Raw genomic sequence first — 25,165 nt, forward strand, 5'->3', positions numbered from 1 at the left:
TGACGCGATCTTGATCGTCGCGTCCTTTCCGCAAGTCGGTCGAGCGAGGTTTCGCAAAACCGTGCAGCTTATTCTTTCGATTGCATCCATATTAAAAACAGTCCAACCTGCTTGTAAAGTGACATCGCAGGTTCCGCCCGGAGAATGTGGGCTAAGGAACTGGCGCGGTGCATAACAATATCGAGGATGCGCGTTGTGGCCGAGGCCATCGATAGCCATACCCATTTCGTACCCGTCAGCATTCCGCAGCAGGCCGGGCGCAATCCGCTCTGGCCCTCAATCGAGCGCAAGGGCGCGGATGGGGCCGCGGTGATGGTCGGCGGCAAGGTGTTCCGCGTCATCGATTCACGAAGCTGGGACGCCAGGCGCCGCATCGACGACATGTCGGCCGACGATGTCGACGTGCAAGCGGTCTCGCCAATGCCGGAACTGCTGTCGCATTGGTTTCCGGCCGCGGATGCCGACGCGCTGTGCCGGCATATCAATGAGGGCATCGCCGAACTCTGCAATGCGAACCCCAGGCACTTCATCGGCATCGGCATGGCGCCGATGCAGGATGCGTCTCTCGCCGTCAAGCGGTTGGACGAGATCAAATCGCTCGGCCTGTGTGGCATCGAGATTGGCAGCCACATCAACGGTATTCCGCTAGGCGATATCAGGCTGCACGATGTCTATGCCGCGGCCGAACAGGCGGGGTTGATGGTGATGGTCCATCCGCTGCATCCGCTCGGTCTCGACCGTATGGGCGGCCGGCCGGAGCTGGCGGCAGTTGCGGCATTTCCGCTCGAAACCGCTTTTGCCGCCGTGTCACTGATGGCCAATGGTGTGACCGAGCGTTTCCCAAAACTGCGGATCCTGCTCAGCCACGGTGGCGGCGCGCTACCCTGGATCCTGCCGCGACTGCGGCACGCCCGGAGCATCGGACCGCCCTTGGACAGCCTGTTTCCGCGCGATCCCGGCGAGATGGTGAAGTCGTTCTATTACGACACCATCCTCTATGACGATGTCGCGTTGGACTATCTGGTGACCAAGGTCGGCAAGGATCGCGTTGTCGCAGGATCCGATTACCCGTTCACGATCAAGCAGGACCGGCCGGCGGAGTTTGCCGAGCGGGCGCTCGGCCTCGCGCGTGAAACGTTCATGAGCAATGCGAAGGGCTTGTTGGGTCTCGACATCAGGGCCCCGGCTTGAAGCAAACCTGAAGGGAGGCTGTTCTGGCTACCTGCTATTCCTATCGTCAGTTCTGTTCGCTTGGGCTCCTTCCACCGCGTACGCCGGCAAGGCCGGACCCGCAGGTGCCGCGCGACCGTGCATTGGGACCGTGCGCGCATGGCAAAATCGGCGCATTCTATTTCTATGCGGAGGGTTCGCGCGACGATCCCGCCTTCGGCTTTTGCGACATCGAGGTTTCTATCCAGGCGGTAGCGACCGGGAAGGTGCGGGCCGAGCTCTATTGCATCGCCGACGGCTACCAGACCGCACGCGGTGTCGGCGCCAGCCATCCGCTCAAGATCGCGGTGATGGCAAAGGACCGGGTGGTGGCTGTAGCGGCCTGGCACTTTGCCGACGTGATATGTGGCCATGCCGATCCCATGAACTTCGCAACCGATCTTGATATCGCAGATGAATTGTTCGCACAGATCGACCGGATTGAACTGCAGGAAACCAAAGGCGAATCCAGGGCGTGCGAGTAGAAGGGTAGGCCATGCTGATGCGCGCCGACGCCGCTACTTGCGGGCCCAACAAAAGAAACCGGCTAACTTGCTTGTAAGCTAAAAATTAGTATGCTAGTGTACTGTTAAATTGAGATCCGTTCAAGCGGGCTTAACGGGGAGGGAAGCATGATCCGGAAATTTGGATGGACGGCCGCGGTTGCCGTGATTGCCGTGGCAACGATCGGTGACCTGTCGGCCGCCGAGAAGAAATACGGGCCCGGCGTCACCGATACCGAGATCAAGCTCGGCCAAACCGTGCCCTATAGCGGGCCGGCGTCGGCGTTCTCCAGCTACGGCCGGGTGATGACCGGCTATTTCAAGATGGTCAACGAGGCCGGCGGCATCAACGGCCGCAAGATCAACATGATCTCGCTCGACAACGCCTTCAGTCCGCCGAAGGCAATCGAACAGACCCGGAAACTGGTCGAGAATGACGAGGTGCTAGCCGATGTCGGTACCGTCGGCACGACGCCGAATGTCGCGATCCAGAAATATCTGAACGGCGCCAAGGTGCCGCACATCTTCGTGTCTGCCGGTGGCCGGCGTTTCGCCGACCCGCAGAACTTCCCCTGGACCGTGCCGATGTATCCGGGCTTCGAGATGGAGGGGAAGACGTTCGGGCAGTACATCCTCAAGCACAAGCCGGCCGCCAAAATCGGCGTGCTGTATCAGAACGATGATTACGGCAAGGACTTTCTGGTCGGCCTGAAGGCTGCGCTCGGCGACAAGGTCAAGATCGTTGCCGAGGTGACCTATGAAATAACCGAGCCGACCATCGACTCCCAGATCGTTCGCCTGAAGGATTCCGGCGCCGACACGTTGCTGTACTTCTCGACGCCGAAATTCACCGCGCAGGGCCTGCGCAAGGTGAAGGAGACAGGCTGGACGCCGCTACAGTTCCTTGCCAGCCCGACCAATTCGGTCAAGACCGTGCTGGAGCCGGCCGGCTTCGATAACGCGCAAGGCATCATCACGACGCAATTCACCAAGCAGGCTGGTGATCCGGCCTGGGCCAATGACCCCGAAGTGACTGAATATGTGGAGTTCATGAAGAAGTGGGTTCCAAATGACAATCCCGGCGATTTCGTCGCCCTGTCGGGCTATGTCAACGTGCAGGGCATCGTGCAGGCGATTACGAAGTGCGGAGACGACCTGACGCGGGAAAATCTCCTGAAACAGGCGACCAGCATGAAGGGCACGCGTCTCAAGATGATGCTGCCCGGAATTCAGCTCAACACCACGCCTCAGGACTACGCACCCTACGAATCGCTGCGCATGGCGAAATTTGAAGGTTCGTCCTGGAAGCTAATCGATGACGTCGGAACGTCAGCGTCGGCGAAATGATTACGTCTGGTGGATCAGTCGGTTAGATCGCACTTTCAAGATCTGAAGGTGACCAGTTCGGTCTGTGAGAATGTTGACCATAAGTCTTCAGATTCAAAGATTGTGAATTGCCGAAAGGGCACACATCGTCAGGTCCGGTCCAACCATGTCACGACCTGCTGGGGTGAGATCGGATGAAGCGCAATAAATGGCCCGTTCGGTCCGAGAGCATCCTCCACGGCCGATATCACGCAGGCGGCGGCCGGAATGGTGCCGCCTTCGCCCGCGCCCTTGACGCCGATCGGGTTTCGAGGAGAAGGCGTTTCCATGTGGTAGATTTCGATCCTCGGCATTTCCGACGCCATCGGCAGTAAATAGTCGCCGTAGGTGGTCGTCAGCGGCTGTCCTTCCTCGTCATGGATCATGCGCTCGAACAACGCGTTGCCAATGCCGTGCACCACGCCGCCGCGGATCTGGCCGTCGACAATCATTGGATTGATCAGCCTGCCGCAATCGTGGACCACCACGTAGCGAACGACCCTGATATCTCCGGTGTCGGGGTCGACTTCGACCTCGCAGGCGTTTGCGCCGTAGGCAAATGTCAGGGCATTGGAATTGAAATAGGCCGTCGCAGCGAGGTCCGGCTCCATGTCGCCCGGCATCGGCATTCCTGTATTTCCAGACAGCGTGCGAGCAATCTCGGATAGTTTGATTTTCATGTCCGGGATGCCCTTCACATGCACTGCGCCGCCGGCAAGCTCCAGGTCGTGTTCGTCCACTTCAAGCTGATGGGATGCGAAGGCGATGGCCTTGGCACGCACCTTGTGCGCGGCAAGTTGTACCGAAGAGCCCGCTGTGACGGCAATGCGGCTGGCGATGGTCGAGATGCCGAGTGGGAATTTCGCGGTATCGGCGGTTTCAACCGTTACGTCTTCGAGCTCAACGCCGAGCACGTCTGCGGCAATCTGCGCAAAGGCCGTGCGATGGCCCTGGCCCTGGCTGGATGCGCCGGAGGCAATGATAACCTTGCCGCCCGGCGTTACGCGAACGGACGCCCCTTCGAACGGCCCGAGCCCCGTATCTTCGACGCAGGATGCGATGCCCAGTCCGCGCAGCTTGCCGCGGCGTTTCGATTCGTTGCGTCGCGTCAGGAAATTCCCCGCGTCGATCTTTTCGAGAACGAGATTCAGTGCGCCGACATAATCGCCGCTATCATAGGAGATCGGTGAACCATCGCGCGCCTTCATGCCGGTGGTGTAGGGCATCTGGTCGGCACGAATGAAACTGCGGCGCCGAACCTCCTGCCGGTCGATGCCAAGGTGCCGCGCGATTCGGTCAGCGAGGCGCTCAAGCAGGAATGCGACGTTGGGCCGGCAAGCCCCACGTACCGGCGAGGTCGGCACCAGGTTGGTGAGGACGACGTCGAGCGACAGATCGAGGGCCTCGAGGGCATAGGGGCCGGGAAAGCTGGCGAGAGCGGTGGCCGGCAAAATCAGTCCATAGGGTGCGTAGGCGCCATTGTCGTGGATACATCGCCCGCGGATTGCGCGCATACGTCCGTCATTGTCGAACGCGACGTCGAGCGTCCAGGTCTGACCGCGTTGTTGAGTTGTGGCGACAAAATGCTCCTGGCGATCCTCGATCCATTTCACGGGGCGGCGGCACTTGATGACGGCGAGGGCGACAGCGAACTCCTCGGCATAGACGTTGGCCTTCGGCCCGAAGCCGCCGCCAACATCGGGCGTCATGACACGAATGTCATTCTCGTCGCACTTCAAATAGCCGGCGAGATGCCGCCGGACCATGTAGGGCGATTGCGAGGAGGTCGAGATGGTCAACGCACCGGTCAGCAGGTCGATATTTGCGACCACTCCGCGGCATTCCATCGAATGACAGCCGCCGCGGTGAATGTCGAAATGCTCGGTCAGCACATGATCTGCTTTGGCGAACACCGCGGCGGTGTCGCCGAAGCCGGCCTTCATCGTAGCCGCGATATTGCTCGTGTGCTGCGAGTGCGCCTTGGGCGAGTTGGCGTTGCAGGCGAGGGTGGCATCCGAGACCGCCGGCAGGTACTCGATATCGAGCACCACCGCGGCAGCAGCGTCCTCGGCCTTGGCGCGGCTATCGGCAAGAACGATGGCGATGGCTTCGCCGACATGGCGAACTTCCGTATCGGCCAGGGGATGATAGGTGATCGGCGTCTTCAGCAGCGGATGTGGCGCCATTGGCGGCATCGGGCCGGGTGCGATGTCTTCGAAATCGGCCATGGTGTAGATCGCGGCTACGCCCGGCATCGCGAGAGCGTCGCTGGTATCGATGCTGCGGATCCCGCCATGGGCAAAACTCGCCCGCACAAAGGCGGCATGCAGCATCCCGGGCAGCTCGATATCGTCCACATATTGGCCCTTGCCGGCCAGCAGGCGTGCATCTTCCAGGCGCGTAACAGCGGCTCCAAAGTAGCGTGCGCTCATGTCCGGTCCGCCCTGGTTGCTGCGACGTCCAGCGCCGCCTGCACGATGCCCTCATAGCCGGTACAGCGGCAGATGTTGCCCGAGATCGCGATCCTGACGTCCCTCTCTGTCGGCATGGGCGTGGAGCGCAGGTAGGCTTCGAGTGTCATCAGCATTCCCGGCGTACAGAAGCCGCACTGCAGGCCATGATTGGTTGAGAAAGCCTGCTGGAGCGTCGATAACGAATCAGGATTGCCAAGGCCCTCGACCGTTTCCACAACGCTGCCTTCGATCTGAACCGCCAGCATGAGGCAGGAGCGCACCGGCGCGCCATCCACGATCACGGTGCATGCGCCGCAGACGCCGTGCTCACAGCCAAGATGTGTGCCGGTCAGCCCGAGTGAGTGCCGGAGGAAGTCGCCAAGATGCGTGCGAGGCTCGACTTTGGCCTCACGCTGCTCACCGTTGAGTGTGAATGAGACAGATCGTTCTGTCATGATTGCCGCTCCAGCGTGGCGCATGCGTCGTTCAAGGCTCGACCGATGAGCACGCCGGCGAGATGGCGCCGGTAACCTGCCGTCACGTGGGCATCTTCCATTGCTTCCTGTGAGCGGGCTGCTTCTATGACGGGCTCGATGTCGAGATTGTCGACGTGCTGGCCGAGTAGCGCGCTTTCGGCCTCGGTCAATCGCCGCGGCGACGACTCGACACCGAATGACAGAAGCACCGCCCGCGTAATCCGGCCGTCCCGGTCGCCCTCGAGGAGGGCAATACCGCCCGCAACGGCGAAGTCGCCATGCCGCCGCGCATATTCCGCGAAGCCGTAACCATGGCCATTGGCCCATGGCTTGAAGCGGAGTGCTTCGAGATACTCCTGCTCGCCAAGAGCGGACTGCAACAATCCTTCAAACCAGGCGCTTGCGGGAATGACATGGCGGCCGGTCGGCCCCGAGACGATGAATTCCGCGTCAAAGGCGGCGCAGACAGCAGGCTGCTCGGCCGAAGGATCGAGATGGCAGCAGCTTCCACCAATCGTGCCGCGCGCGCGGGTCTGGATGTGGCCGACATGCTCGAGGCCGCGTGCCAGCAGCGGGAGCCGGGATCGAACGGTTTCCGACGACAACACGTCCATTTGGCGGGTCATCGCGCCGATCTCGATACCGTCAGCGGATTCTTTAATTCCTGCGAGTTCGGGAATGCGGTTGATATCGATCAGGTGATCGGGGGCGATAACCCGCAAATTCATCATCGGCATCAATGATTGTCCGCCCGCAAGGATCTTGGCATTGTCCAGACGGGCCAGCAGCGCGCCGAGCTCTTCGCGTGTTTGCGGACGGTGATATTGAAAGGGCGATGCTTTCATCGGATTTACTTCAGGTCGAGGAACTTCGCGACAGCCTTGATGAATGCTTCGGGGGCCTGGGCCATCGGGGCATGGCCGCATCCCGGCATTTCGATGAGTTCGGCCCTTGGTAGCGCCTTTGCCAGCGTGCGTGCCATTTCAGGCGGTGTTGCGGCGTCCAACTCACCCACTACCACCAGTGTCGGGTTAGGTATCTTCCCGATCTCGGCGGCGAGATCGAGCGCAGCCAGCGCGTGGCACGCTTCGGCGAACAAGTCCGGATTGGTCTTGACCAGTGCGTTACGCCGCTCGGTCATGATGTCAGGATTGAGCGCGATAAAGTCTTCCGGAAACAGCCGCTTCAGCGCGACATCGACGATCGCTTCCATGCCGCTTTGGCGCACCCGTTCAGCCATGGCATAGAACGATTGCTTGCCTTCCGGCGAGAAGCTGACGCCGGTGTCGGCCAGGACCAGCCGGTCGAACTTCGCGCCATGGCGGATAGCCAGCGTGCTGGCGATGAAGCCGCCGAAGCCGTTACCCAGCACGTCAGAGGTCGTCCCGAGATCGAGTGCGTCAAACAGGCCCGCAATGCGATCCGCAATTCCCTCAATGGTGGAACCCGCGGACGACGAGCCGCCAAATCCCGGCAGGTCCGGGACGATGACGCGTCGCTGCTTGGCAAGCGCCGGGACGATCTTGTCGAAAATTGCGCGATCGGCGAGCAGCGAGTGTAGCAGGATCAGCGGCTTGCCGGTGCCGGTTTCGGCGATGTCGAGCGTGCCGTCACGCAAGCGAAGGGATGTCATGGGTAACCTCTCAATAGACGCCGAGCAATTGCTCGACCAAACGATCGTTGGAGCGGAGCGAGTTCGCATCGCCCGCGTGCGCGACGTAGCCGGTGTTGAGCACCACGACCTCGTCGGCGATATCGAGCGCCAGCTTGATGTTCTGTTCGACCAGGATGATCGACAAACCGCTGTTGCGCAGTTGTTTGAGTACGGTCGCTACCTCGGCGACGATCTGCGGGGCGAGCCCCTCGGAAGGCTCGTCGAACAGGATGAGGCGCGGATTGGTCATCAGGGCGCGACAGATGGCGAGCATCTGTTGTTCGCCGCCGGAAAGCGAGCCGGCGAGTTGCCGCCGTCGTTCGGATAACCGGGGAAAGGTCGCATAGACCTGCTCCAGCCCCCACCCGGGTCCTTGTTGGGAGAGCCCGCGGCGAGCCGCGACCGTCAGGTTTTCGTAGACCGTGAGCGAGGGGAAAATACGTCGGCCCTGCGGCACCAGACCGACGCCGTTGAGCGAGATGCTTTCAGGTGACATGCCCGCGATAGACTGACCGAACAGCTCAACGCGAGCGGCCTTGACCTTGACCAGCCCCATGATCGCGCTGATGCAGGTGGTCTTGCCGGCACCGTTGCGACCGAGAAGTCCCAGGACTTGCCCCTTCTTCAGGTTGAAGGACAGGTTGTGCAGGACATGGCTCTCGCCATAGAACGCGTTGAGGCCGCTGATTGCGAGCGCGTCAGTGTCCAAGATACACCTCCCGCGTTCGGGGATCAGCGACCACGTCCGCGCGGCTTCCTTCCACGACCACCTGTCCATGCTGCATCACGGTGATCACGTCGGCGAAGGCGAGGGCGACGTCCATGTCGTGTTCGATCATGACAATGGTAACGTCGCGCGGAATGGATTGAAGGAGACGCTGAACGTCCTGGCGTTCGTCGGCAGAAAGTCCGGCCAATGGTTCGTCGAGCAGCAGGAGTTTTGGCTTTTGCGCAAGCGCCATCGCGATCTCGAGCCGTCGCCGTTCGCCATAACTCGTCTCCGCCACGGTTCGGTCCGCAACATGTTCGAGGCCGACTAGGGCAAGTGTTGCGCGTGCTTCCTCCCAGAGCGACGTCTGACGGCGCAGGTCGGACCATGGATTGAAGCGAATTTTGCGGAGGCCGACGAGAGAGATGACGACGTTGTGCAGCAACGTGTTCTTGGAGAACAACGTGATGATCTGGTAGGTCCTCGCCATGCCGAGATGGGTTCGCTGGCTCGCAGACTTCCTGGTGACGTTCTGACCGAATATCCGGATCTCGCCCTGCGACGGCGGAAAATCACCCGCGATGAGATTGAAGAATGTCGTCTTGCCGGCGCCATTGGGGCCGAGCAGCAGCCGCCGTTCCCCAACCGGAATGCGCATCGAGACGTCGCGTACGGCTGGCAGTCCGCCAAAGTAGCGAAAAAGTCCGGCGACCTCCAGAACAGGTGTCGTCATCGAGCGGGCCCCTCGGCAATAGAGGGCGCATCGGCAGGCTTGTCGGCGCGCGGCCGATTCTTCAAAGCGCGCACCCAACGTGTAAGACCGGGCACCAGACCTTCAGGCATGAACAGGACAATCGCGACAAAAATGACGCCAAGCAGGATCAGCCAGCGCGTGATGTAGGCGCTGACGATATTTTTGAGAATGACGACGAGTGCCGCGCCGACTACCGGCCCGAGCAGGGTGCCGGTGCCGCCGGCGATCACCATCAGAAGGGCTTCGGCCGACGTCGTAAGATGCAGCGTCTGGGGGCTGACGAACTGATGGTAATAGGCATAGAGCAGGCCGGCAATCGCGCCCCAGAAACCTGCGAACACGAAGCTTAGCCACTGAATTAGCCATACTTCATAACCGAGCGCCCGCATGCGCCGCGGTTGATCACGGGTACCTTGCAGGCTCTGCCCAAGTCCGGACTGAACGAAGCGTGCGATGCACCACAGCGCTATGCCGAGAAAGGCGAGAACGAAATAGTAGAAGATGGCAGGATCCATCAAATTGAGGCCAAACGGGTGCGGTCGCTTGAGTCCGCCCAGCCCGTTGTCACCGCCGGTCAGGCTGGCCCATCGATAGGCAACGCCCCACAGGATCTGGCCAAGCGCCAGCGTAATCATCAGAAATCCAAGACCTGACGCGCGCAGGGCCAGAAAGCCAAACAGCATCGCCAGCACTGTCGTCGCTCCGATCGCGATCAGTGCTCCCGCAAGATGCCCGAAACCCGCATGCGCGGTGAGGTATATCGACAGATAGGCGGCTACACCGAGATAGGCCGCGTGACCCAGCGAGGTCATGCCGCCGAACCCGATCAGCAGATTGAGGCTGAGGGCGAGAATTGCCGCGATCACGATCTGGCTTGCGATGTTGATGTAGTAATCCGACGTGACCAGCCACGGCAATGCCAACAGTGCGGCGACTGCAACAAGCCACGAGATCATGCTGGATGGGACACGCATCAGATCGCCTGCCTTCCGAACAGGCCAGTCGGCCGCAGCGTGAGGACGAGGACCATCGGCAGGAAAAGGATCACGTAGGCGAGATCGGGAAACAGCGCCTGCCCATAGCTGTAGATGAAGCCGATGAGGAGGCTGCCGACGAACGCGCCGACCAGGCTGCCGACGCCGCCCAGAATAACGACGACCAGCGCAAGCGGCAGCATGTCGGAATCGAGGCCCGGGTATACCGACAGGATCGGTCCTGCCAGCACGCCTCCGGCGCCGGCCAGCGCGGAGCCGAGGCAGAATACCGCGGAGAACAGCAGTGAAGTCCGGATGCCCATTGCGCGGGCCATCGGCAGATCGTCGACGCCGGCACGGATCATGGCGCCGAGACGGCTGCGCTCAAGCAGCAACCAGAGCGCGGCGGCCAGCGCGAACGCGACGCCAATCACGAACAGGCGATAGATCGGAAACGCCAAATTCGAGACGCGGAGGGCGCCCGCCAGTTCCCGGGGCATCGGAACCGGACGCGGATCGCCGGTCCAGATCCACACGCAGGTGTCGGCGATGATGAATGCGATGCCGAGCGTCACGAGCACCTGGGCCAGCGGCTGCCCGTTCAGCCGGCGCAGGATAAAGCGCTCGATCAAGGTACCGAGGATGCAGATTGTGCCGCCACCGATCAGGATCGCGAGCCAGAAATTCACGCCGGCCTCGATCGCCGACACGCCAACATAGGCGCCGAGCATGAAGTATGCGCCGTGCGAGAGATTGACGATGCGCATGAGGCCGAAGATCAACGAAAAGCCTGACGCCAAAATGAACAGGAGGGATCCGAACGCAAGACCGTTCAAACCCTGAATGATCCAGAAATTCATGCGGATCCCTCCCGGCGGAGCGAATTACTTCGCCGCTGTCCAATCGCGCGAATAGACAGGGCTCTTGAGGAATTCGTCAGCCCCGTAGGTCCAGAACTGGCTAACCGCTGGATAGGTCTTGATGACGGTGTTCTGCAGCCTTCCGTCCTTTTTCTCGACCTTGCGGATCGACACATCGAGGATGGGCTGGCCGTACGCGTCGAGCTTCACCGGACCATAGGGGCTTTGCGAGATGTTGACGCTACGCAAGGCCTTCATGAAGGCGGCCTTGTCGGAGATGTCGCCCTTGACCTGCTCCAGAGCATTGTTGAGGAACTGGCAGGCCATGTAGGCGCCGACGGTGTAGTAGCCCGGATCGGCGTTGTAGGCCTTGCGCACGGCTTCCACGAATTTCTTGTTGGCGGGAGTATCGGTTGCGGCGCTATACCAACCGGACGAGATCACGCCCACCGCTTCATCGCCCATGCGCTTGAGAATGCCCTCGTCGACCGTCGTCATGGCGCCGAGAACAGGCTTTTGCATGCCATAGTTCTTGTATTCACCAAGAAACTTGATGCCGTTGCCGCCGGCAAACCCCGCGAAGACTGCATCGACGCTCGGGTCGATCTGCGTAATGTAGGTGCCGTATTCCGCGGCGTTGAGCGGTGACCACAGCTTCTGGACGACCTTGCCGCCGTTCTGTTCGAACGTTCGCTGGAAGCCAGCCGAAAGTTCATGGCCAAATGCGAAATCGTCGGCGATGATCGCGATCTTCTTGTAGTGCAAATCCTTCGCAGCATACTCGCCGAGTGCATGATGCGCCTGCGCCGACGTGCCGACAGCGCGCACGAACCATGGATTTGGCTTGCGCTGGGTCAAGTCCTCGGCGGCAGCGGAAGGCGAGATGATTGGCGTCTTGGTTTGCCGGATGTAATCGTCGATGGCGAGTGCCTCGAAGGCCGCCAGTGGACCGATCAACACCTGCGCGCCGTCGCGTTCGACCAGTTCCTGCGCCTTGGTTTTAGTCACGGCAGGTTGGCCGGCTGTATCGGCGGTGATGATCTCGATCTTGCGCCCGGCCATTTCGCCGCGGTGCTCATCCATACACAGCTTCAGGCCTTCTTCCATTTGCCGGCCGCCGGCGGCCAAGGCCCCCGACCTGACCGTCATAAAGCCGACCTTGAGCGGTTCGGCAGCCTGCAGCGGCGTCAGAGCCGTCCATGCCCATGCGGCGAGGATTGTCGTCGATAAAAAGATGCGGGTACGCACCATGCTTAATCTCCCTGGAGCCGAGACTTGATACATCACAATTTATATTTTTGCTTCTTGTTAAGATGTCACCAAGCCATCCAAAGAGTCAATCGTCGGATAGAAAGTTATTCGAAGTGCCATTTTCTTGATGTAATCGGCTCGAAAATAGCAATATGATCCGCTGGGTAGGTACCGAAATTGAAATCGTGATATCTTACAAGATAGAAAAGAGGCGGCAGTTCGACGATGCAAGGACAGCGAATCTACGATTTCCTGAGGCGGGGTATTCTGACGTGTGATCTGCCGCCCGGCCGCGAATTGCGCGAGCAGGAGCTCGCCCAGCAGTTTGATGTCAGCAAGTCGCCGGTGCGCGAGGCGCTCCAGCACCTTGTCAGCGAAGGACTGGTCATCGTCATTCCTCGTCAGGGGTATCGCGTGTCGCCGGTGTCGCTGCGGGATGCCAACGAGATCTTTGCGTTTCGCCAGGCGCTCGAACTCGCGTGCATCGCGGAGGCGGTGAAGAACGCATCGGACGAGGAACTGAAAGCACTCGATCGGTTTCGCGAATTCGATGGCGACTACGAAGACCAGTTCATCAATTACAACCAGGAATTTCACTGCGTGCTCGCGCGATGCTCCAACAACGGCCGGATGGCGCGAACGACCTGTGATCTGATCGAGGAAACCGAGCGCCTTGTCAGGATGAGCGTCGCCGCGGTTCGGCCCAAAGCACACAAGTTCGTCGAAGAGCACAATGACATTATTTCAGCGCTTCAGGCGCGCGACTCGCGCCGTTCGGTCAGCCTGCTGAAAGCTCACGTTTCGGCGGCCGTCAAACGGTTCAGCACCGCCCTGGAATGGACGGCCATGCAGGCCTGAGCTCAGCTTTTCGACGACTTTCAAGAACGGGGCCTGTTAATGATCGACCGCAAAAATCGCTATGGCTTGACCGCAGCACGCATCCATGACGCCGACGGCCGCGCTCGCCGTCCAACTTCCACAACGATCGATATTCATTCGCACATCTTTGTCCGCGAAGCAGCCAGGGTGGCGCAGCCACACAACGACATCAGCCGTATTTCGCTGGCCCACTTCGCCGACGACGCGACCAAGGCAATCAATGCCGGTCAAGAACAGGACATTATGGAGGTGATGACCACAATCGACCGGCGATTGCGTGATCTCGACAAGATGGGCATCGATATCCAGGTCGTCGCTCCTGCGCCCGGGCAATGCTACTATCATCTCGATGCGAAAATCGCCGAACAGGCCCATCGCATCGCCAATGATGGCGTGGCTGAATTCTGCTCTCGCCGGCCGGATCGATTTGTGGGACTGGGCGGGATTACGCTGCAAGAGCCCGAACTGGCGATGCGCGAACTCGACTATGTCATGAGCCATCTGAAACTGAAGGGTGTTCAGATTCTAACCAACGTCGATGGCAGGGAACTGTCTGATCCGGCTTTCCGCCCATTCTTCGCCAAGGCTGAAGAACTCGGCGCTTTCATCATGCTGCATCCCAACGGTTTCACGCACGGAGAGCGTCTTACGCACTTCTACTTCAACAACGTAGTGGGCAACCCGCTTGAGACCACACTGGCGCTGCACAACCTGATCTTTAGCGGAACGCTGGCGCGTTTTCCTGATCTGAAACTGATGGCTGTGCATGGTGGGGGCTATCTGCCGGCGTATTCTGGACGCATCGACCATGCATGGGGCGCGCGGCCGGATTCCCGTGGTGACCTGCCGCTAGCGCCGACAACGTATTTGCGTCAGGTCTATCTCGACACTGTTGTCTTCAGCTACCATCAACTGGCTTATTTGCTCGACCTGTTCGGTCCCGATCGGATTTTGATGGGCACCGACTATCCCTATGACATGGCCGAATACAATCCGATCGGCCACATCGCCGGTGTCGACGGTATGGATGAGACGACATTGGCGCAATTGACCGGCGGCAATGCGAAGCGACTGTTGCAACTCGATTCTTAAATCGGCCTTCGCCGTCTGGCGGTCGTGGATACATGAACGACCGCTTCAGGCGCGCCAGGCGGACCGCACTTGCTATGCTTAGTCCTGCTTTTGCTGTAGTTTGCTCAAACTGGCCCATGATGGATTGGAGCGAGAGTTTGGCTTCTTCAATGAGATAGTTGGCGGCGTGTGCACCGGGAGATCAAAGAGAATCTAGCAACAACCAACGTGAACGACAGTTCATCGCTAACAACGAAGTAAGTGTCAGCAGGGGCGCCCGGCGCAACCGAGGTGTCGCCGCAGCCAAATCATCAGCCACTTCCGTGGCTACGACCGTTGGGCGCGGCAGGTTTGTAGTGCAAAATGGCGATCTAAACCCGGCGGCGATAGCAATATTGGAACGGATATAACGACCAGAGGTTGACGGAAACGATTCGCTCAAAGGGGCTAGTTGTCCCATAGGCGGAAGAAGCGTGCCTTCTCCGAAATCGCCAGGCTGTCCCGAACGGCGGTCGCCGGGGCTGTTGAAGGACAGTTTGTCACAGCAAGTGTGCAACGTATTTAAGACAAGTGTCGACCTCCACACGGTTCTTATTAAAGATGTAGAACTACGCTTTACAACTTGGGTACGAGCGGCCAGAGTTCGCCTCTGGGTGCTGAGTTGACTGGCTGGGCAGTTACTGAGGCTCCCTTGAGGCGGTTCCTCAATGGCGATGATGGGCGGGATCTTGATGGCAGCGTGGCGCAGGGCGCTGCGGGTCAGTGGATTTCTGCATATCGTGGAATCGACGTGTAAACGCACGATGCTTGCCATCGTGACGCTGGTCTTGGCGACGGCCCTGGCAAGCTGCCAGCCTGCTACGTCTGAAGGCATCAAGTTCAGCTGGTTTTACCGCTTTAATGTTGAGCTTTCCCACGGTGATGAGCCGATCAACATCGAAATCATCATCGCCTGCGGCGCCGAGGCGAGGCAGATTCCGGGGGAGGGGCGCAGTTCCCGTGCGATCTGGGCGCCCTATATTTACGGGGTTCGCACCAAGAACGGGGAGGGCGTGCTCGTTCAAAGCCCTAACGTTTGCGACCGGGATGTCGTCAAGGAGCCAGTCCCCGCCGATTTTCTTCCTGTCGTGTTCTGGGCGCCGGATGCCGGCAATCTGGAATTCCTCGTGGCTTATCTGCACGAGCGGGCATACGAGCAGCCGGTCTCGAAACTGAAGTTCCATCGCGCCACCGTCACCACGGCAACTGAAGCCGACCATCAGGCGTGGCGCGAGACGAAATGGAAAGACAACATCGTTCCGATCGGGGACCGGCGTGAGGACCACGTCAACGGGCGAAGCTACTTCCGTGGCGACGGCTTCTTCCCGAAAGGCGATCCGCCTACTGCTATCGCGACATGTACGGCCAGTACTTCTCCCAGCCGCAGGGTGGAGAGATGCCAGCGGCTGATCATCGCATTTTCATCGATGAAAAACTGATCGGTACCTGGCCGGGAGCTAGGATGATGGCGCCTGGCGCCGTCATCGTCGAGCGCGATCAGTACTTTTGGCTACCTAGCTACTTCGACCTGGATCACGAGCTTGCGAGGATGCAATGAACACCGAAACTCAATATGCATTGCTTAGCGATTACGTGTATTCGCGCTCTGCAGCCAATAACGAATTTGATCTAACGAAGCTCATTCCCGGCGCAGTACCTATACTGACCATGACTGTAGCGTCGAGCGGCTTTTATGCCGAGGCCTGGACCATAGGCGGAAAGACCGTGATCGCTTTCCGCGGTACGGACTTTAACGCGCAGAGCATAACTATTGACTTCACTCAGGGCAACGATGGCCTCGCGTGGGGAAACGTAAATACGGCGCAACTTCAGAATGCGATTCCTTTTGTTCAGCAAGTTAAACAGCAGACTGGCGCAACTAATCTGGTTTTCACGGGTCATTCGCTCGGAGGTGGACTCGCAGGCCTCATGGCCCCAAAGTATGGCCAGCCTGCTTACGTCTTTGCGCCTGCACCGCCTGCTGACGCTGGTGCTGATCCTCTACGTCTTTCAGGGGTTTAGGGACGCGCTGCGCGATTAACCTGCGCTGCGTCGATACCCGGAGCGATGCGGCATTGCATTGGCATGACGGGAAGTTATAGACGCTGAGAGCTCGGCGTCGTCAGTAGAGCCTCGTCCGGTAGGCTTCCTCCATGGATCATGAAGAGCCTGCTTGAAAGCCGAGTAAATTGCTGTCCGTCTTGCTCCCTTCAACGGCCGCGGAATTGCGGGTGGCGCTTGGCGGCAAAGGCGGCGATTCCCTCCTGTGCGTCACCGGTGCGGCTGGCTTCTACGATCGATTCCTTCTCAGCATCGAGCTGATCCGATAGGCCGGTTTCAAATGACTGCCGCAGCATGCGGCGGACGGCCCCGAAGGCGCGTGTCGGACCTGCGGCCAGTTTGGCGGCGAGGGTCGCTGCCTCACTCTCGACGGCATCATCAGGCGCCAGGCGCGACACCAATCCGAAGTCAAGCGCCTCCTGCGCGGTCAGTCGTCGGTTGAGCAGGAATAGTTCTTGTGCGCGTCGCATCCCGACCATGCGTGGCAGGAACCAGGTGTTGCCGCCGTCGGCGGTCAGGCCAAGCGCGCCATAGCCGAGCGCGAACCGCGCATCGTCGGCCGCCACGACGATGTCGGCGACGTAGAGCAGACCCAATCCACCGCCGCCGGCACCACCGCGCACGGCAGCGACCACCGGCGCGTCGATGCTGGTCAACCGCTCGATCGCCAGATGATAGCTGTCGATCATGCGGCGCAGTCGGTTCGGCAATTGCTCGCGCGCGGTTCCCGCGAACAGGCTGAGGTCGCCGCCGACCGTGAAGTTCGGTCCGCTGCCGGCGATCAGGACGGCGCGGACATCCGATCGCTCTGCAATCTGGGTTGCAGCTTCGGCAAGATCGGCGGCCATGCTTTCATCGATCGCGTTGCCCTTGTCCGGTCGGTTCAGGCGTAACGTCGCGACGCCTGCGTTGAAATCCAGCAGCACCGTTCGTAACGGGCCCGCGGCGTCATGCCATTGCGCGGTATCGGTGAATTGCTCTAGCGACTTGATGCGTCCCTGGTCGATCGCGATCAGATGCGCAAAGGTGGCATTGAGAGCAGCGCCGCCCTGTTTGCCGCGGCCGCGATAACGGCCCGTCACCAGCAGGCGGCCATCGGTGAGATCGAGAAACCGTTCCGGCTCTGCGCGCGCCTCGAAGTGCCGGGCGATCGCACCCCAGCCATTCTTCCGCATTGCCGCGGGGCCATCATGATTGCCGCCGATGCCGAACGGCATGCCCTCGGCGGTGCGCCCGGTGAATTCGGGGTGCAGCAAGGCGTCGAGTTGCACGCGGTCGCCGGCGGCAAGTGCTGCATAGAGCGCACGGGCGAGTTCGGCGGGGCTTTGGCATTCCAGGCTTTGGCGTTCCATGCCGTAGGTCCTCCTTTTCGATGCGCAATGACAGCGGAGTGCGGCAAATCAACCCGACGGGCAAATCACTTCCGATTTACGGAAATCATGTCAAGTCCCGAACTGAAAAATAGTTCGCTTTTACGGAACCCCAAATCAGTGCTTCTGTATGCCCATCCCGTCCTGATCAGAAGGGCGTCGGCCGTCGTCACGGACGTTGGGCGGGTTGCGGTGGACGCTTGGTTCACGTCAGACGACGGCGTGGATCGAGCGTACGGCAAAACCGTGTGGTCCTGGCGCCCGTTGCCGGCGTCAAGCTGTCGGAGAAGCGTGAGCGGAACCGGCAGCGACGGAGTCAACCAAGAACTCGTCTCCGGGGAGATCACGGCATAAGCCGTAAAGCCATTGCGCAGGGAAGGCCGGGTGTTCCCCGCTGGACCTGTATGCTCGTGTGCAACACTTTAGTGCAAACCGCACACGGGACCGCGGGTGCAGCGCGCACCCGGTCTTCCCTGCGCCCTCTCATTTCGAGGGCAAGGAGATTTCTGGCAAAGCTCGGGCGCGGTGCGTCGCGAGATCGCGGATTCACGTTCTCCACCATTTCCCCCTGAAAATGTCCTTGAAGCCCAAATCGGCCGGTGCTATTATTTGAACGGTCAGTCGGATTATTTTAGACCAGGCCGCGGGGCTCCGCAAGAAGAGTTCGGGCCAGCCGCGAAAGATAAAAGGGGAGATGCAGCGATGAACGTGGTGCCGCGCGCTTCGCAATGGGGCGAATTGATCCGCTCCGACAGGGTGCACGGCTCGCTCTACAGCGATCCCGCAATCTTCGAAGCCGAACTGCAGAACATCTGGTATCGCACCTGGGTTTATGTCGGACACGAGAGCGAGGTGCCCAACGTGAACGACTACGTCGTCAAGTCGATCGGTCCGCAATCCGTCATCATGACCCGTGACGAGCAGGGCAAGGTCAATCTCTTGCTCAATCGTTGTTCGCATCGCGGCAACCAGGTCTGTTCCTACGACAAGGGCAACGCGCGCTCCTTCACATGCCCGTTCCATTCCTGGACCTTCGCCAATGACGGCCGGCTGGTCGGCTACGCCTTCCCCGACGGCTATGAGGGCCAGGATAAATCAAAGCTTGCGCTCGGCCGCGTGACGCGGGTGCAGTCCTATCGCGGCTTTGTCTTTGGCTCGTTCGCAGCCGAAGGCCCTGATCTGGGGGAGCATCTCGGCGGTGCTGCCGAGACCATCGACCGTCTGGTTCGCTTCTCGCCGGAAGGCGAGGTCGAGGTCACCGCGGGCTTCCTCAAGCACCGCGTCAAGGCCAACTGGAAATTCATCCTGGAAAATGAATGCGACGGCTATCACCCGGCCTTCGTGCACTCCTCGATCTTCGGCGTCGCCGACAGTGCGATCGGCAAGCTCTATGGCGGCGCCTCGACGGCGGTGACGCGTGACTACGGCAACGGCCATACCGAGATCGACCTGCGGCCCGAGTTCCGCAAGCGTGACGCGCCGATGAGCTGGTTCGGCACCACGGAAGCGCGGTTGCCGGATTACACGGCGCGAATGAAGGCCGCCTATGGCGATGAGAAGGCGCGCGAGATCATGATCGACGGCACGCCGCACGTGATGATCTTTCCGAATTTGTTCATCGCCGAAATCCAGATGTTCGTGATCCAGCCGCTCGCGGTCGACGACAGCGTGCAGCATGTCACCGCGCTGCAGTTCAAAGGTGCTCCCGACATGAACCGGCGTCTACGCCAGCAGACCATGGGATCGGTCGGCCCGGCCGGGTTGTTACTGGCGGATGATTCCGAGATGTACGAGCGTTGCCATCGCGGCGTGCTGGCGCGCAATCCCGAATGGATTTTCCTCGGCCGCGGCGAGAAGCGCGAGCGCCAGGACGAACTCGGCTTCAAGGTCGGTCACGTCACCGACGAGATCCCGTCGCGCGGCATCTGGCGGCACTACCGCAGCCTGATGGAGGCGCGCTGATGCTGTCGCGCGAAAGCAGCGCCACGCTCATGTCAGCCGTAACCGCCTTCATCTACAAGGAGGCGCGGCTGCAGGACGAGCACCAGTACGAAGCCTGGGAAGCGCTGTGGACCGATGACGGCGTCTATTGGGTGCCGGCCAATGGCGACGACATCGACCCCGAAAAGGAAATGTCGATCATTTACGACAACCGGTCGCGCATCTCGCTGCGCGTCAAGCAATTGCTGACGGGAAAACGCCACACTCAGACGCCGCAATCGCGACTGCGGCGGCTGGTGTCCAACATCGAGCTGCTGGACCAGCAGCCCGGCGGCGATATCTCGGTCGCCAGCAACAGCATGGTGTTCGAATCAAGCCTGCGCGACGACACGGTCTGGGCTGCGCGTAACGAATACCGGCTGCGCTATGTCGATGGCGAGCTGCGCATGGCGTACAAGAAGGTGATCCTGGTCAACAACGAGAAAGCGCTGTTCACGCTCTCGTTCCTGATCTAGCCGAAGGCGGAAACTAGCGATGATCGATAAAGGTCCTGTTCTGCTCGATATCGCCGATGGCATCGCGCGGCTGCGGCTCAACCGCCCCGACGCCGCCAACGGCATGAGCGTCGAGCTCTTGAGCGCGCTGTGCGACGCCATCATGGTCTGCCACGGCCAGCCGGACCTGCGCGTGCTGCTGCTGAGCGGCGAGGGCACGAATTTTTGCGCGGGTGGCGATGTCAGGGCGTTTGCGTCGAAGGGCGAGAAGCTGCCTGACTACATCAGGCAGGCGACGGCCTATCTGCAGAACGCGGTGACGGGATTGCTGCGGCTGGAGGCGCCGGTGATTACTTCGGTGCAGGGATTTGCGGCGGGCGGCGGCGGCTTCGGTCTGGTCTGCGCCTCCGACATCGTGATCGCCAGCGAATCCGCCAAATTCCTCGCAGGCGCAACGCGTGTCGCGATGGCGCCTGACGCCGGGGTGTCAGTTACGCTGTCGCGCCTGGTCGGGCTACGCCGGGCGATGTCGATCCTTCTCACAAATCCGGTGATCTCGGCCGCCGAAGCCCTGAGCATGGGCATCGTCACCAAAGTCGTTCCGGATGCCGAACTGGCCGAAGCGTCGCTCGCGATGGCGCGCGAATTGGCGGCCGGTGCGCCGAAAGCGCTGGCCGCGACCAAGCGGCTGGTCTGGGCCGGGACCGGCACCAGTATCGAGCAGTGCCTGTCCGAGGAAGCGCGCACCGTGTCCGAACTATCCGGCATGGCCGACGCGCGGGAAGGGCTCGCCGCGGTCATCGAGCGGCGCAAGCCCGTCTTTACGGGACGCTAGTCAGTGCCGACCTCTGGCATGCGTGCGTTCGGGCGGCTCGACGGCCGCCGCGTTTTCGTCTCGGGCGGCGCGAAGGGGATCGGTGCTGCGATCGTCCGCAGCTTTGCCGATGCAGGCGCTCACGTCGTGATCGCTGATCGTGATCTCGAAACGGCGTCCGGTCTGGCCGGACAGGTCGGAGCGAGTGCGGCCCGCCTCGACGTCAGCAACACCGGCATGGTGCAAGCGATCATGGCGCAGCACGGGCCGTTCGATATCGTCGTCAACAATGCCGGCGTCGACCAGCATGCGTTCTTCACCGATACGACGCCGGAGGATTGGACCAAACTGCTCGCGGTCAATCTGGTCTCGGCCTTTGCCTGCACTCACGCCGCGTTGCCGGCGATGCAGGTGGCCGGGTTCGGGCGCATCATCAACATCACCTCAGAAGCGGGCCGGCTGGGCTCCAAGGGTGGCGCGGTCTATTCCGCCGCCAAGGGCGGTGTGATCGCCTTCACCAAGAGCATTGCGCGCGAGAATGCGCGCTTCAGAATCACCGCCAATGCCATTGCGCCGGGGCCGATCCGCACGCCGATGCTGGAAGCGGCGGTAGCCCAAGGTGGCGACAAGATATTGCGCGCCATGACCGACGCCACGCTGTTGCGGCGGCTCGGCGAGCCCGAAGAAGTCGCCGCAGCTGCATTGTTCCTCGCTTCCGATCAGGCGGCCTACATCACCGGCGAAACACTTGGCGTATCCGGCGGCATGGGAATGGGCGGCTGATATGACGCGCGCAAGCGAAGATATCGCAACGGCGCCGATCGACCTTGCGATCGCGCGTATCCGCGCGGTCTACCGCAGCTGGAACCGCGACACGTCAGTGGCCCAGATGCGCAGCGATTGGGATGCGGCCTTTGGAGGCAGCACCGCCCCGGTGACCTGCGAACGCGTCTGCGCCGGGGGCGTCGATGGCGAATGGATATCGCCGGCCAATACGCCCCTGAATAGGGCCATTCTGTATTTTCATGGCGGCGGCTTTCGCATCGGCTCGGTGGAATCGCACCGCGACCTGATCGCGCAGATCGCGCTCGCCAGCGGCTGTCGCGTGCTCGCCATCAACTACCGCCTTGCCCCGGAACATCGTTTTCCGGCGGCGCTGGACGATGCGCTGGCGGCCTATGGCTGGATGCTGGGGCAAGGGCTGGCGCACGGCAGTATCGCCTTTGCCGGAGATTCCGCAGGTGGCAATCTCGTGCTCGCAGCCATGCTGGCCTTGCGCGAACGCAAACTTCCGCTGCCTGTATCGGCGGTTCTGATGTCGCCATGGACTGATCTGGCGGCGACCGGCACGAGTTATGTCAGCCGGGCCGAGGCTGACCCGATCCATCAGCGCCCGATGATCCTGGCGCTGGCCAAGAATTATCTGGGTGCGCAGGGCGATCCCTGCGACCCCCTGGTCTCGCCGCTCTATGCCGACCTTGCGGGCCTGCCACCGCTGTTGATCCAGGTCGGCGACCGCGAAACCGTGCTGGATGATTCAATCATGTTCGCCGACCTGGCGCGCGCCGCCGGTGTCGATGTTAATCTGGAGGTCTGGGATGGCATGATCCATGTCTTCCAGATGTTCGGGGCGGAGCTTTCCGAGGCGCATCGGGCCATCGCATCGATTGCGCAATTTCTCAACCGACACCTTCAAATCAAGGACGAGAGGGCATCATCATGAACGTCAGGCCCGCCGATCCACGCAACCACGCCGATAGCGAATTCCATTTCTCGGAGCAGCCGCAACTGTCAGAGGAGTTGCGGATGCTGCGCGAGCAGGTCCGCCGCTTCGTCGAGAAAGAGGTCGTGCCGCATGGCGAACAATGGGAGCGCGACGGCAAGATCCCGCGCGAAATCTACCGCCGCATGGGCGCGCTCGGTTTCCTCGGTATGCGCCACGCGGCCGAATATGGCGGCACCGACATGGGGCCACTGGCGTCGATGGTGTGGGCAGAGGAACTCGGGCGATCTACCTTCGGCGGTTTCACGTCATCGGTGTTGGTTCATACCGACATGTCGGCCGTCCACATCACATTGCGCGGTACGCCGGAGCAAAAGCAGAAATATCTGCCCGCGATCATCCGTGGCGAGACGATCTGCTCCATCGCGGTGACCGAACCCGATGCGGGCTCCGATGTTGCCGGGCTGAAGACGCGAGCCCGCCGCGACGGCGATGACTGGGTCATCAACGGCTCAAAAATGTTCATCACCAATGCTGTCTACGGCGACATCCTGATCGTCGCCGCGCGCACCGATCCCGCCGCCAAGGGCAGCCGTGGCATTTCGCTGTTCATTGTCGAGCGCACGACCCCGGGCATTTCGGTCACAAAACTCGACAAGCACGGCTGGCTGTGCTCGGACACCGCCGAGATCAGTTTTCAGGATGTCCGCATCCCCGCCGGAAACCTGCTGGGAGAGGAGAACCGCGGTTTCTACGGCATCATGGAGACCTTTGAGAATGAGCGGATCTGCATCGGCGGCATCTGCGCCGGCGAATCCGCCAAGGCGATCGAGCTCACCACCAATTATGTGAAGACCCGTCAGGCGTTCGGTGGTCCCTTATGGAACCAGCAGGCGGTGCGGCTCAAGCTCGCCTCGCTGGCGACCAAGGCCGCTGCGGCCCGGGCGCTGGCGTATCATGCCGCGGAACTGGTCGAAGCCGGCAAGCCGTGCCCCCGCGAAGTCTCGATGGTGAAGGCGCTGTCGCCGGAAGTGCTGCACGAAGTCGTGCATGGCTGCCTGCAGCTGCACGGCGGCTCTGGCTTCATGCGCGGCACCCCGATCGAACGGATGGTGCGCGATGCCAGGGTGCTGACGATTGGTGGCGGGGCGACTGAAGTGATGCTGGAAGAAGTTGCCAAGCGGATGTGAGGGCAGTAACGAAGCGCCATGCGTTTCTTCCTTCTCCCCTTGTGGGAGAAGGTGGCGCGAAGCGCCGGATGAGGGGTCTCTCTCCTTAAGCTCAAGTCTTACCGTGAGGAGAGAACCCCTCACCCGTCTTCGCTTCGCGAAGCCACCCTCTCTCACAAGGGGAGAGGGGGCACTGCTGTTGCCGCTATACCCTCAATTCACTGGCTTAAAACTCAGCGTCGAGAACTCCGACTGCATGATCTGTAGCTTCTGGTTCGAGAACCGCACGCCGGGCCCAAAACTGATCGGCGCCATGATGCTGGTCTCGACGTTCTTGGTCTTCTCCAGTTCGGTGATGGTGCAGGCCCAGGTCGGCTGTTTGCCGCAGCGCTCGATCGCGGAGATCAGCACCTTGGCGGCAGCATAGCCGGTCATGGAATAGCGGTTGATGCCTTTCATCTCGGCTTCCGGAAGCAGTCCCTTGGCCTTCTCGAGGAAGGCTTTGCCGGCAGCGCCTGCGAAGGGTTCGACATAGTCGACCGCGTAGATGCCGTCACCGGCCGGTCCCATCAGTTTCAGTACCGGCTCGACCCGCCCGGGCCAGAAGATGCCGACCACCGGCTTGATGTCGAGTTTTTCCAGCTCCTTCATCATGGCGATGTTCTCGCCGATGATGCCGCCGGCGAGAAACACCTCGGCGCCGGATTCCTTCAGTTGCAGCATGTCGGACGAAAAGTCCTGCTGGCCCTTCTTGTAATTGCCGCTGTAGACCACGTTGAGCTTCCTGGCCTTGACCACGGTGTCGAAGCCGTCGCGCACAGTGATGCCGTAATCGTCGTCCTGCGTGATCAGGCCCCATTTCTTGCCGGGGTTCTTCTCGGCGAGATAGTTGACGAGGTGGATGATGCCTTCCTCGTAGGATTGCCCGACCACGAACACGTTCTTGCGCGGCGGCTCCCAGAGGAATTTCACCGGAGCCACGTCGATCACAGTGGGGATACCGGCTTTCTCCAGCAGCGGCATCACGGCGATGGACTGTCCGGAGCCGGAGATGCCGAGCAGGGCAAACGCCTTGTCGACGTCGATCACCTTCTTGACGCCCTGGATAGTGCGGGCGGTGACGTAGCCGTCGTCTTCCAGCACATATTTGATCTTGCGGCCATTGATGCCGCCGGCGGCATTGGCTTCCGCGATCGCGATCTTGTGGCCGATCGATGCGGCGACGCCGAGCAGCGCCGGCGGCCCGGTCAGGGGCTCGACGTCGCCGATCACGATCTCAGTGTCGGTGATGCCGGGGTCGGCCGCCAGTGCCGTGCCGGTCGAGAGATACGCGCCCGCGAGCAACAGCGACGCGGTCGCCAGATATTTGATCATCGTTTCCTCCTCCTGTTCGATT

Annotated in this window: 24 protein-coding genes; 13 read left to right on the plus strand and 11 right to left on the minus strand. The window is 61.0% G+C overall.

All coding sequences use genetic code 11. From position 1 onward, the window contains the following. Positions 1–195: 195 nt before the first annotated feature. The 3 genes from ABIE49_RS36360 (at position 196) to ABIE49_RS36370 (ending at position 3,059) form a co-directional block, all read left to right on the plus strand. Complete coding sequence (locus tag ABIE49_RS36360; protein WP_192734624.1) at positions 196–1,191, plus strand: amidohydrolase family protein; 996 nt, start codon at positions 196–198, stop codon at positions 1,189–1,191. 104 nt (positions 1,192–1,295) lie between these two features. Next, positions 1,296–1,694 carry a hypothetical protein gene (locus tag ABIE49_RS36365; protein WP_192734625.1) on the plus strand — a complete coding sequence of 133 codons (399 nt, stop codon included), beginning with the start codon at positions 1,296–1,298 and terminating at the stop codon, positions 1,692–1,694. Between the two features lie 147 nt (positions 1,695–1,841). Next, positions 1,842–3,059: an ABC transporter substrate-binding protein gene (locus tag ABIE49_RS36370; RefSeq protein WP_192734626.1), complete on the plus strand. Its 1,218-nt coding sequence runs from the start codon at positions 1,842–1,844 to the stop codon at positions 3,057–3,059. 128 nt (positions 3,060–3,187) lie between these two features. On the opposite strand, the gene ABIE49_RS36375 is transcribed toward ABIE49_RS36370, so the two are convergent. The 9 genes from ABIE49_RS36375 to ABIE49_RS36415 are packed head-to-tail and all read right to left on the minus strand — an operon-like array spanning position 3,188 to position 12,208. Next, positions 3,188–5,509, minus strand: a complete 2,322-nt coding sequence (locus ABIE49_RS36375) for a xanthine dehydrogenase family protein molybdopterin-binding subunit (RefSeq protein WP_192734627.1) — start codon at positions 5,507–5,509, stop codon at positions 3,188–3,190. Then, on the minus strand, positions 5,506–5,985 hold the full coding sequence (locus ABIE49_RS36380; RefSeq protein ID WP_192734628.1) for a (2Fe-2S)-binding protein: 480 nt from the start codon (positions 5,983–5,985) through the stop codon (positions 5,506–5,508). The genes ABIE49_RS36375 and ABIE49_RS36380 overlap by 4 nt, the downstream gene beginning before the upstream one ends. Then, on the minus strand, positions 5,982–6,932 hold the full coding sequence (locus tag ABIE49_RS36385; protein ID WP_192734629.1) for an FAD binding domain-containing protein: 951 nt from the start codon (positions 6,930–6,932) through the stop codon (positions 5,982–5,984). The genes ABIE49_RS36380 and ABIE49_RS36385 overlap by 4 nt, the downstream gene beginning before the upstream one ends. After that, positions 6,857–7,639 (minus strand): alpha/beta fold hydrolase, encoded by a 783-nt coding sequence (locus ABIE49_RS36390; protein WP_192734630.1) that lies wholly within the window; start codon positions 7,637–7,639, stop codon positions 6,857–6,859. Before ABIE49_RS36390 ends, ABIE49_RS36385 begins: the two co-directional genes overlap by 76 nt. Positions 7,640–7,649: 10 nt before the next feature. Next, positions 7,650–8,369: an ABC transporter ATP-binding protein gene (locus tag ABIE49_RS36395; RefSeq protein WP_354067156.1), complete on the minus strand. Its 720-nt coding sequence runs from the start codon at positions 8,367–8,369 to the stop codon at positions 7,650–7,652. Further along, complete coding sequence (locus ABIE49_RS36400) at positions 8,359–9,102, minus strand: ABC transporter ATP-binding protein (protein ID WP_192734632.1); 744 nt, start codon at positions 9,100–9,102, stop codon at positions 8,359–8,361. Before ABIE49_RS36400 ends, ABIE49_RS36395 begins: the two co-directional genes overlap by 11 nt. Further along, positions 9,099–10,097 carry a branched-chain amino acid ABC transporter permease gene (locus tag ABIE49_RS36405; protein ID WP_192734633.1) on the minus strand — a complete coding sequence of 333 codons (999 nt, stop codon included), beginning with the start codon at positions 10,095–10,097 and terminating at the stop codon, positions 9,099–9,101. The genes ABIE49_RS36400 and ABIE49_RS36405 overlap by 4 nt, the downstream gene beginning before the upstream one ends. After that, positions 10,097–10,957 (minus strand): branched-chain amino acid ABC transporter permease, encoded by an 861-nt coding sequence (locus ABIE49_RS36410; protein ID WP_192734634.1) that lies wholly within the window; start codon positions 10,955–10,957, stop codon positions 10,097–10,099. Before ABIE49_RS36410 ends, ABIE49_RS36405 begins: the two co-directional genes overlap by 1 nt. A 24-nt stretch (positions 10,958–10,981) precedes the next feature. Further along, a complete protein-coding gene (locus ABIE49_RS36415; RefSeq protein WP_192734635.1) occupies positions 10,982–12,208 on the minus strand; it encodes an ABC transporter substrate-binding protein in 1,227 nt (408 codons plus the stop codon). Between the two features lie 225 nt (positions 12,209–12,433). On the opposite strand from ABIE49_RS36415, the gene ABIE49_RS36420 reads away from it, so the two are divergent. The 4 genes from ABIE49_RS36420 to ABIE49_RS36435 all read left to right on the plus strand — a co-directional run bounded on the left by ABIE49_RS36420 (position 12,434) and on the right by ABIE49_RS36435 (position 16,219). Beyond that, positions 12,434–13,066 (plus strand): GntR family transcriptional regulator, encoded by a 633-nt coding sequence (locus tag ABIE49_RS36420; protein WP_192734636.1) that lies wholly within the window; start codon positions 12,434–12,436, stop codon positions 13,064–13,066. Positions 13,067–13,105: 39 nt separating this feature from the next. Beyond that, positions 13,106–14,179, plus strand: a complete 1,074-nt coding sequence (locus tag ABIE49_RS36425; RefSeq protein WP_192734637.1) for an amidohydrolase family protein — start codon at positions 13,106–13,108, stop codon at positions 14,177–14,179. Positions 14,180–14,865: 686 nt separating this feature from the next. Then, positions 14,866–15,636 carry a hypothetical protein gene (locus ABIE49_RS36430; RefSeq protein WP_192734638.1) on the plus strand — a complete coding sequence of 257 codons (771 nt, stop codon included), beginning with the start codon at positions 14,866–14,868 and terminating at the stop codon, positions 15,634–15,636. A 115-nt stretch (positions 15,637–15,751) separates the two neighbouring features. Beyond that, on the plus strand, positions 15,752–16,219 hold the full coding sequence (locus ABIE49_RS36435; protein WP_192734639.1) for a Tle-like phospholipase domain-containing protein: 468 nt from the start codon (positions 15,752–15,754) through the stop codon (positions 16,217–16,219). Between the two features lie 188 nt (positions 16,220–16,407). On the opposite strand, the gene ABIE49_RS36440 is transcribed toward ABIE49_RS36435, so the two are convergent. Beyond that, the gene (locus ABIE49_RS36440; RefSeq protein WP_192734640.1) at positions 16,408–17,610 is read right to left on the minus strand and encodes an enoyl-CoA hydratase-related protein; all 1,203 of its coding nucleotides are present in this window, start codon (positions 17,608–17,610) and stop codon (positions 16,408–16,410) included. Between the two features lie 720 nt (positions 17,611–18,330). Between ABIE49_RS36440 and ABIE49_RS36445 the strand changes: the two genes are divergently transcribed. From ABIE49_RS36445 to ABIE49_RS36470, 6 genes are read left to right on the plus strand one after another with little or no spacing between them, the layout of a single operon-like run. Continuing rightward, positions 18,331–19,590 (plus strand): aromatic ring-hydroxylating oxygenase subunit alpha, encoded by a 1,260-nt coding sequence (locus ABIE49_RS36445; RefSeq protein ID WP_192734641.1) that lies wholly within the window; start codon positions 18,331–18,333, stop codon positions 19,588–19,590. Continuing rightward, positions 19,590–20,084 (plus strand): aromatic-ring-hydroxylating dioxygenase subunit beta, encoded by a 495-nt coding sequence (locus tag ABIE49_RS36450; RefSeq protein WP_192734642.1) that lies wholly within the window; start codon positions 19,590–19,592, stop codon positions 20,082–20,084. Before ABIE49_RS36445 ends, ABIE49_RS36450 begins: the two co-directional genes overlap by 1 nt. Before the next feature lie 19 nt (positions 20,085–20,103). Next, positions 20,104–20,898, plus strand: coding sequence for an enoyl-CoA hydratase/isomerase family protein (locus tag ABIE49_RS36455; RefSeq protein WP_192734643.1), 795 nt, complete (start codon positions 20,104–20,106; stop codon positions 20,896–20,898). 3 nt (positions 20,899–20,901) lie between these two features. Beyond that, a complete protein-coding gene (locus tag ABIE49_RS36460; RefSeq protein WP_354067157.1) occupies positions 20,902–21,660 on the plus strand; it encodes an SDR family NAD(P)-dependent oxidoreductase in 759 nt (252 codons plus the stop codon). 1 nt (position 21,661) lies between these two features. Further along, entirely contained in the window at positions 21,662–22,600 is a 939-nt protein-coding gene (locus ABIE49_RS36465) for an alpha/beta hydrolase (protein ID WP_192734644.1), read from the plus strand. Next, complete coding sequence (locus tag ABIE49_RS36470) at positions 22,597–23,790, plus strand: acyl-CoA dehydrogenase family protein (RefSeq protein ID WP_192734645.1); 1,194 nt, start codon at positions 22,597–22,599, stop codon at positions 23,788–23,790. The genes ABIE49_RS36465 and ABIE49_RS36470 overlap by 4 nt, the downstream gene beginning before the upstream one ends. Before the next feature lie 192 nt (positions 23,791–23,982). Here ABIE49_RS36470 and ABIE49_RS36475 read toward each other — a convergent pair whose 3' ends face one another. Further along, entirely contained in the window at positions 23,983–25,143 is a 1,161-nt protein-coding gene (locus tag ABIE49_RS36475; protein WP_192734646.1) for an ABC transporter substrate-binding protein, read from the minus strand. Positions 25,144–25,165 lie beyond the last annotated feature (22 nt).

Origin of the sequence: Bradyrhizobium sp. OAE829 (assembly GCF_040546575.1) — a bacterium.
In the GTDB taxonomy this organism is placed as follows: Bacteria; Pseudomonadota; Alphaproteobacteria; order Rhizobiales; family Xanthobacteraceae; genus Bradyrhizobium.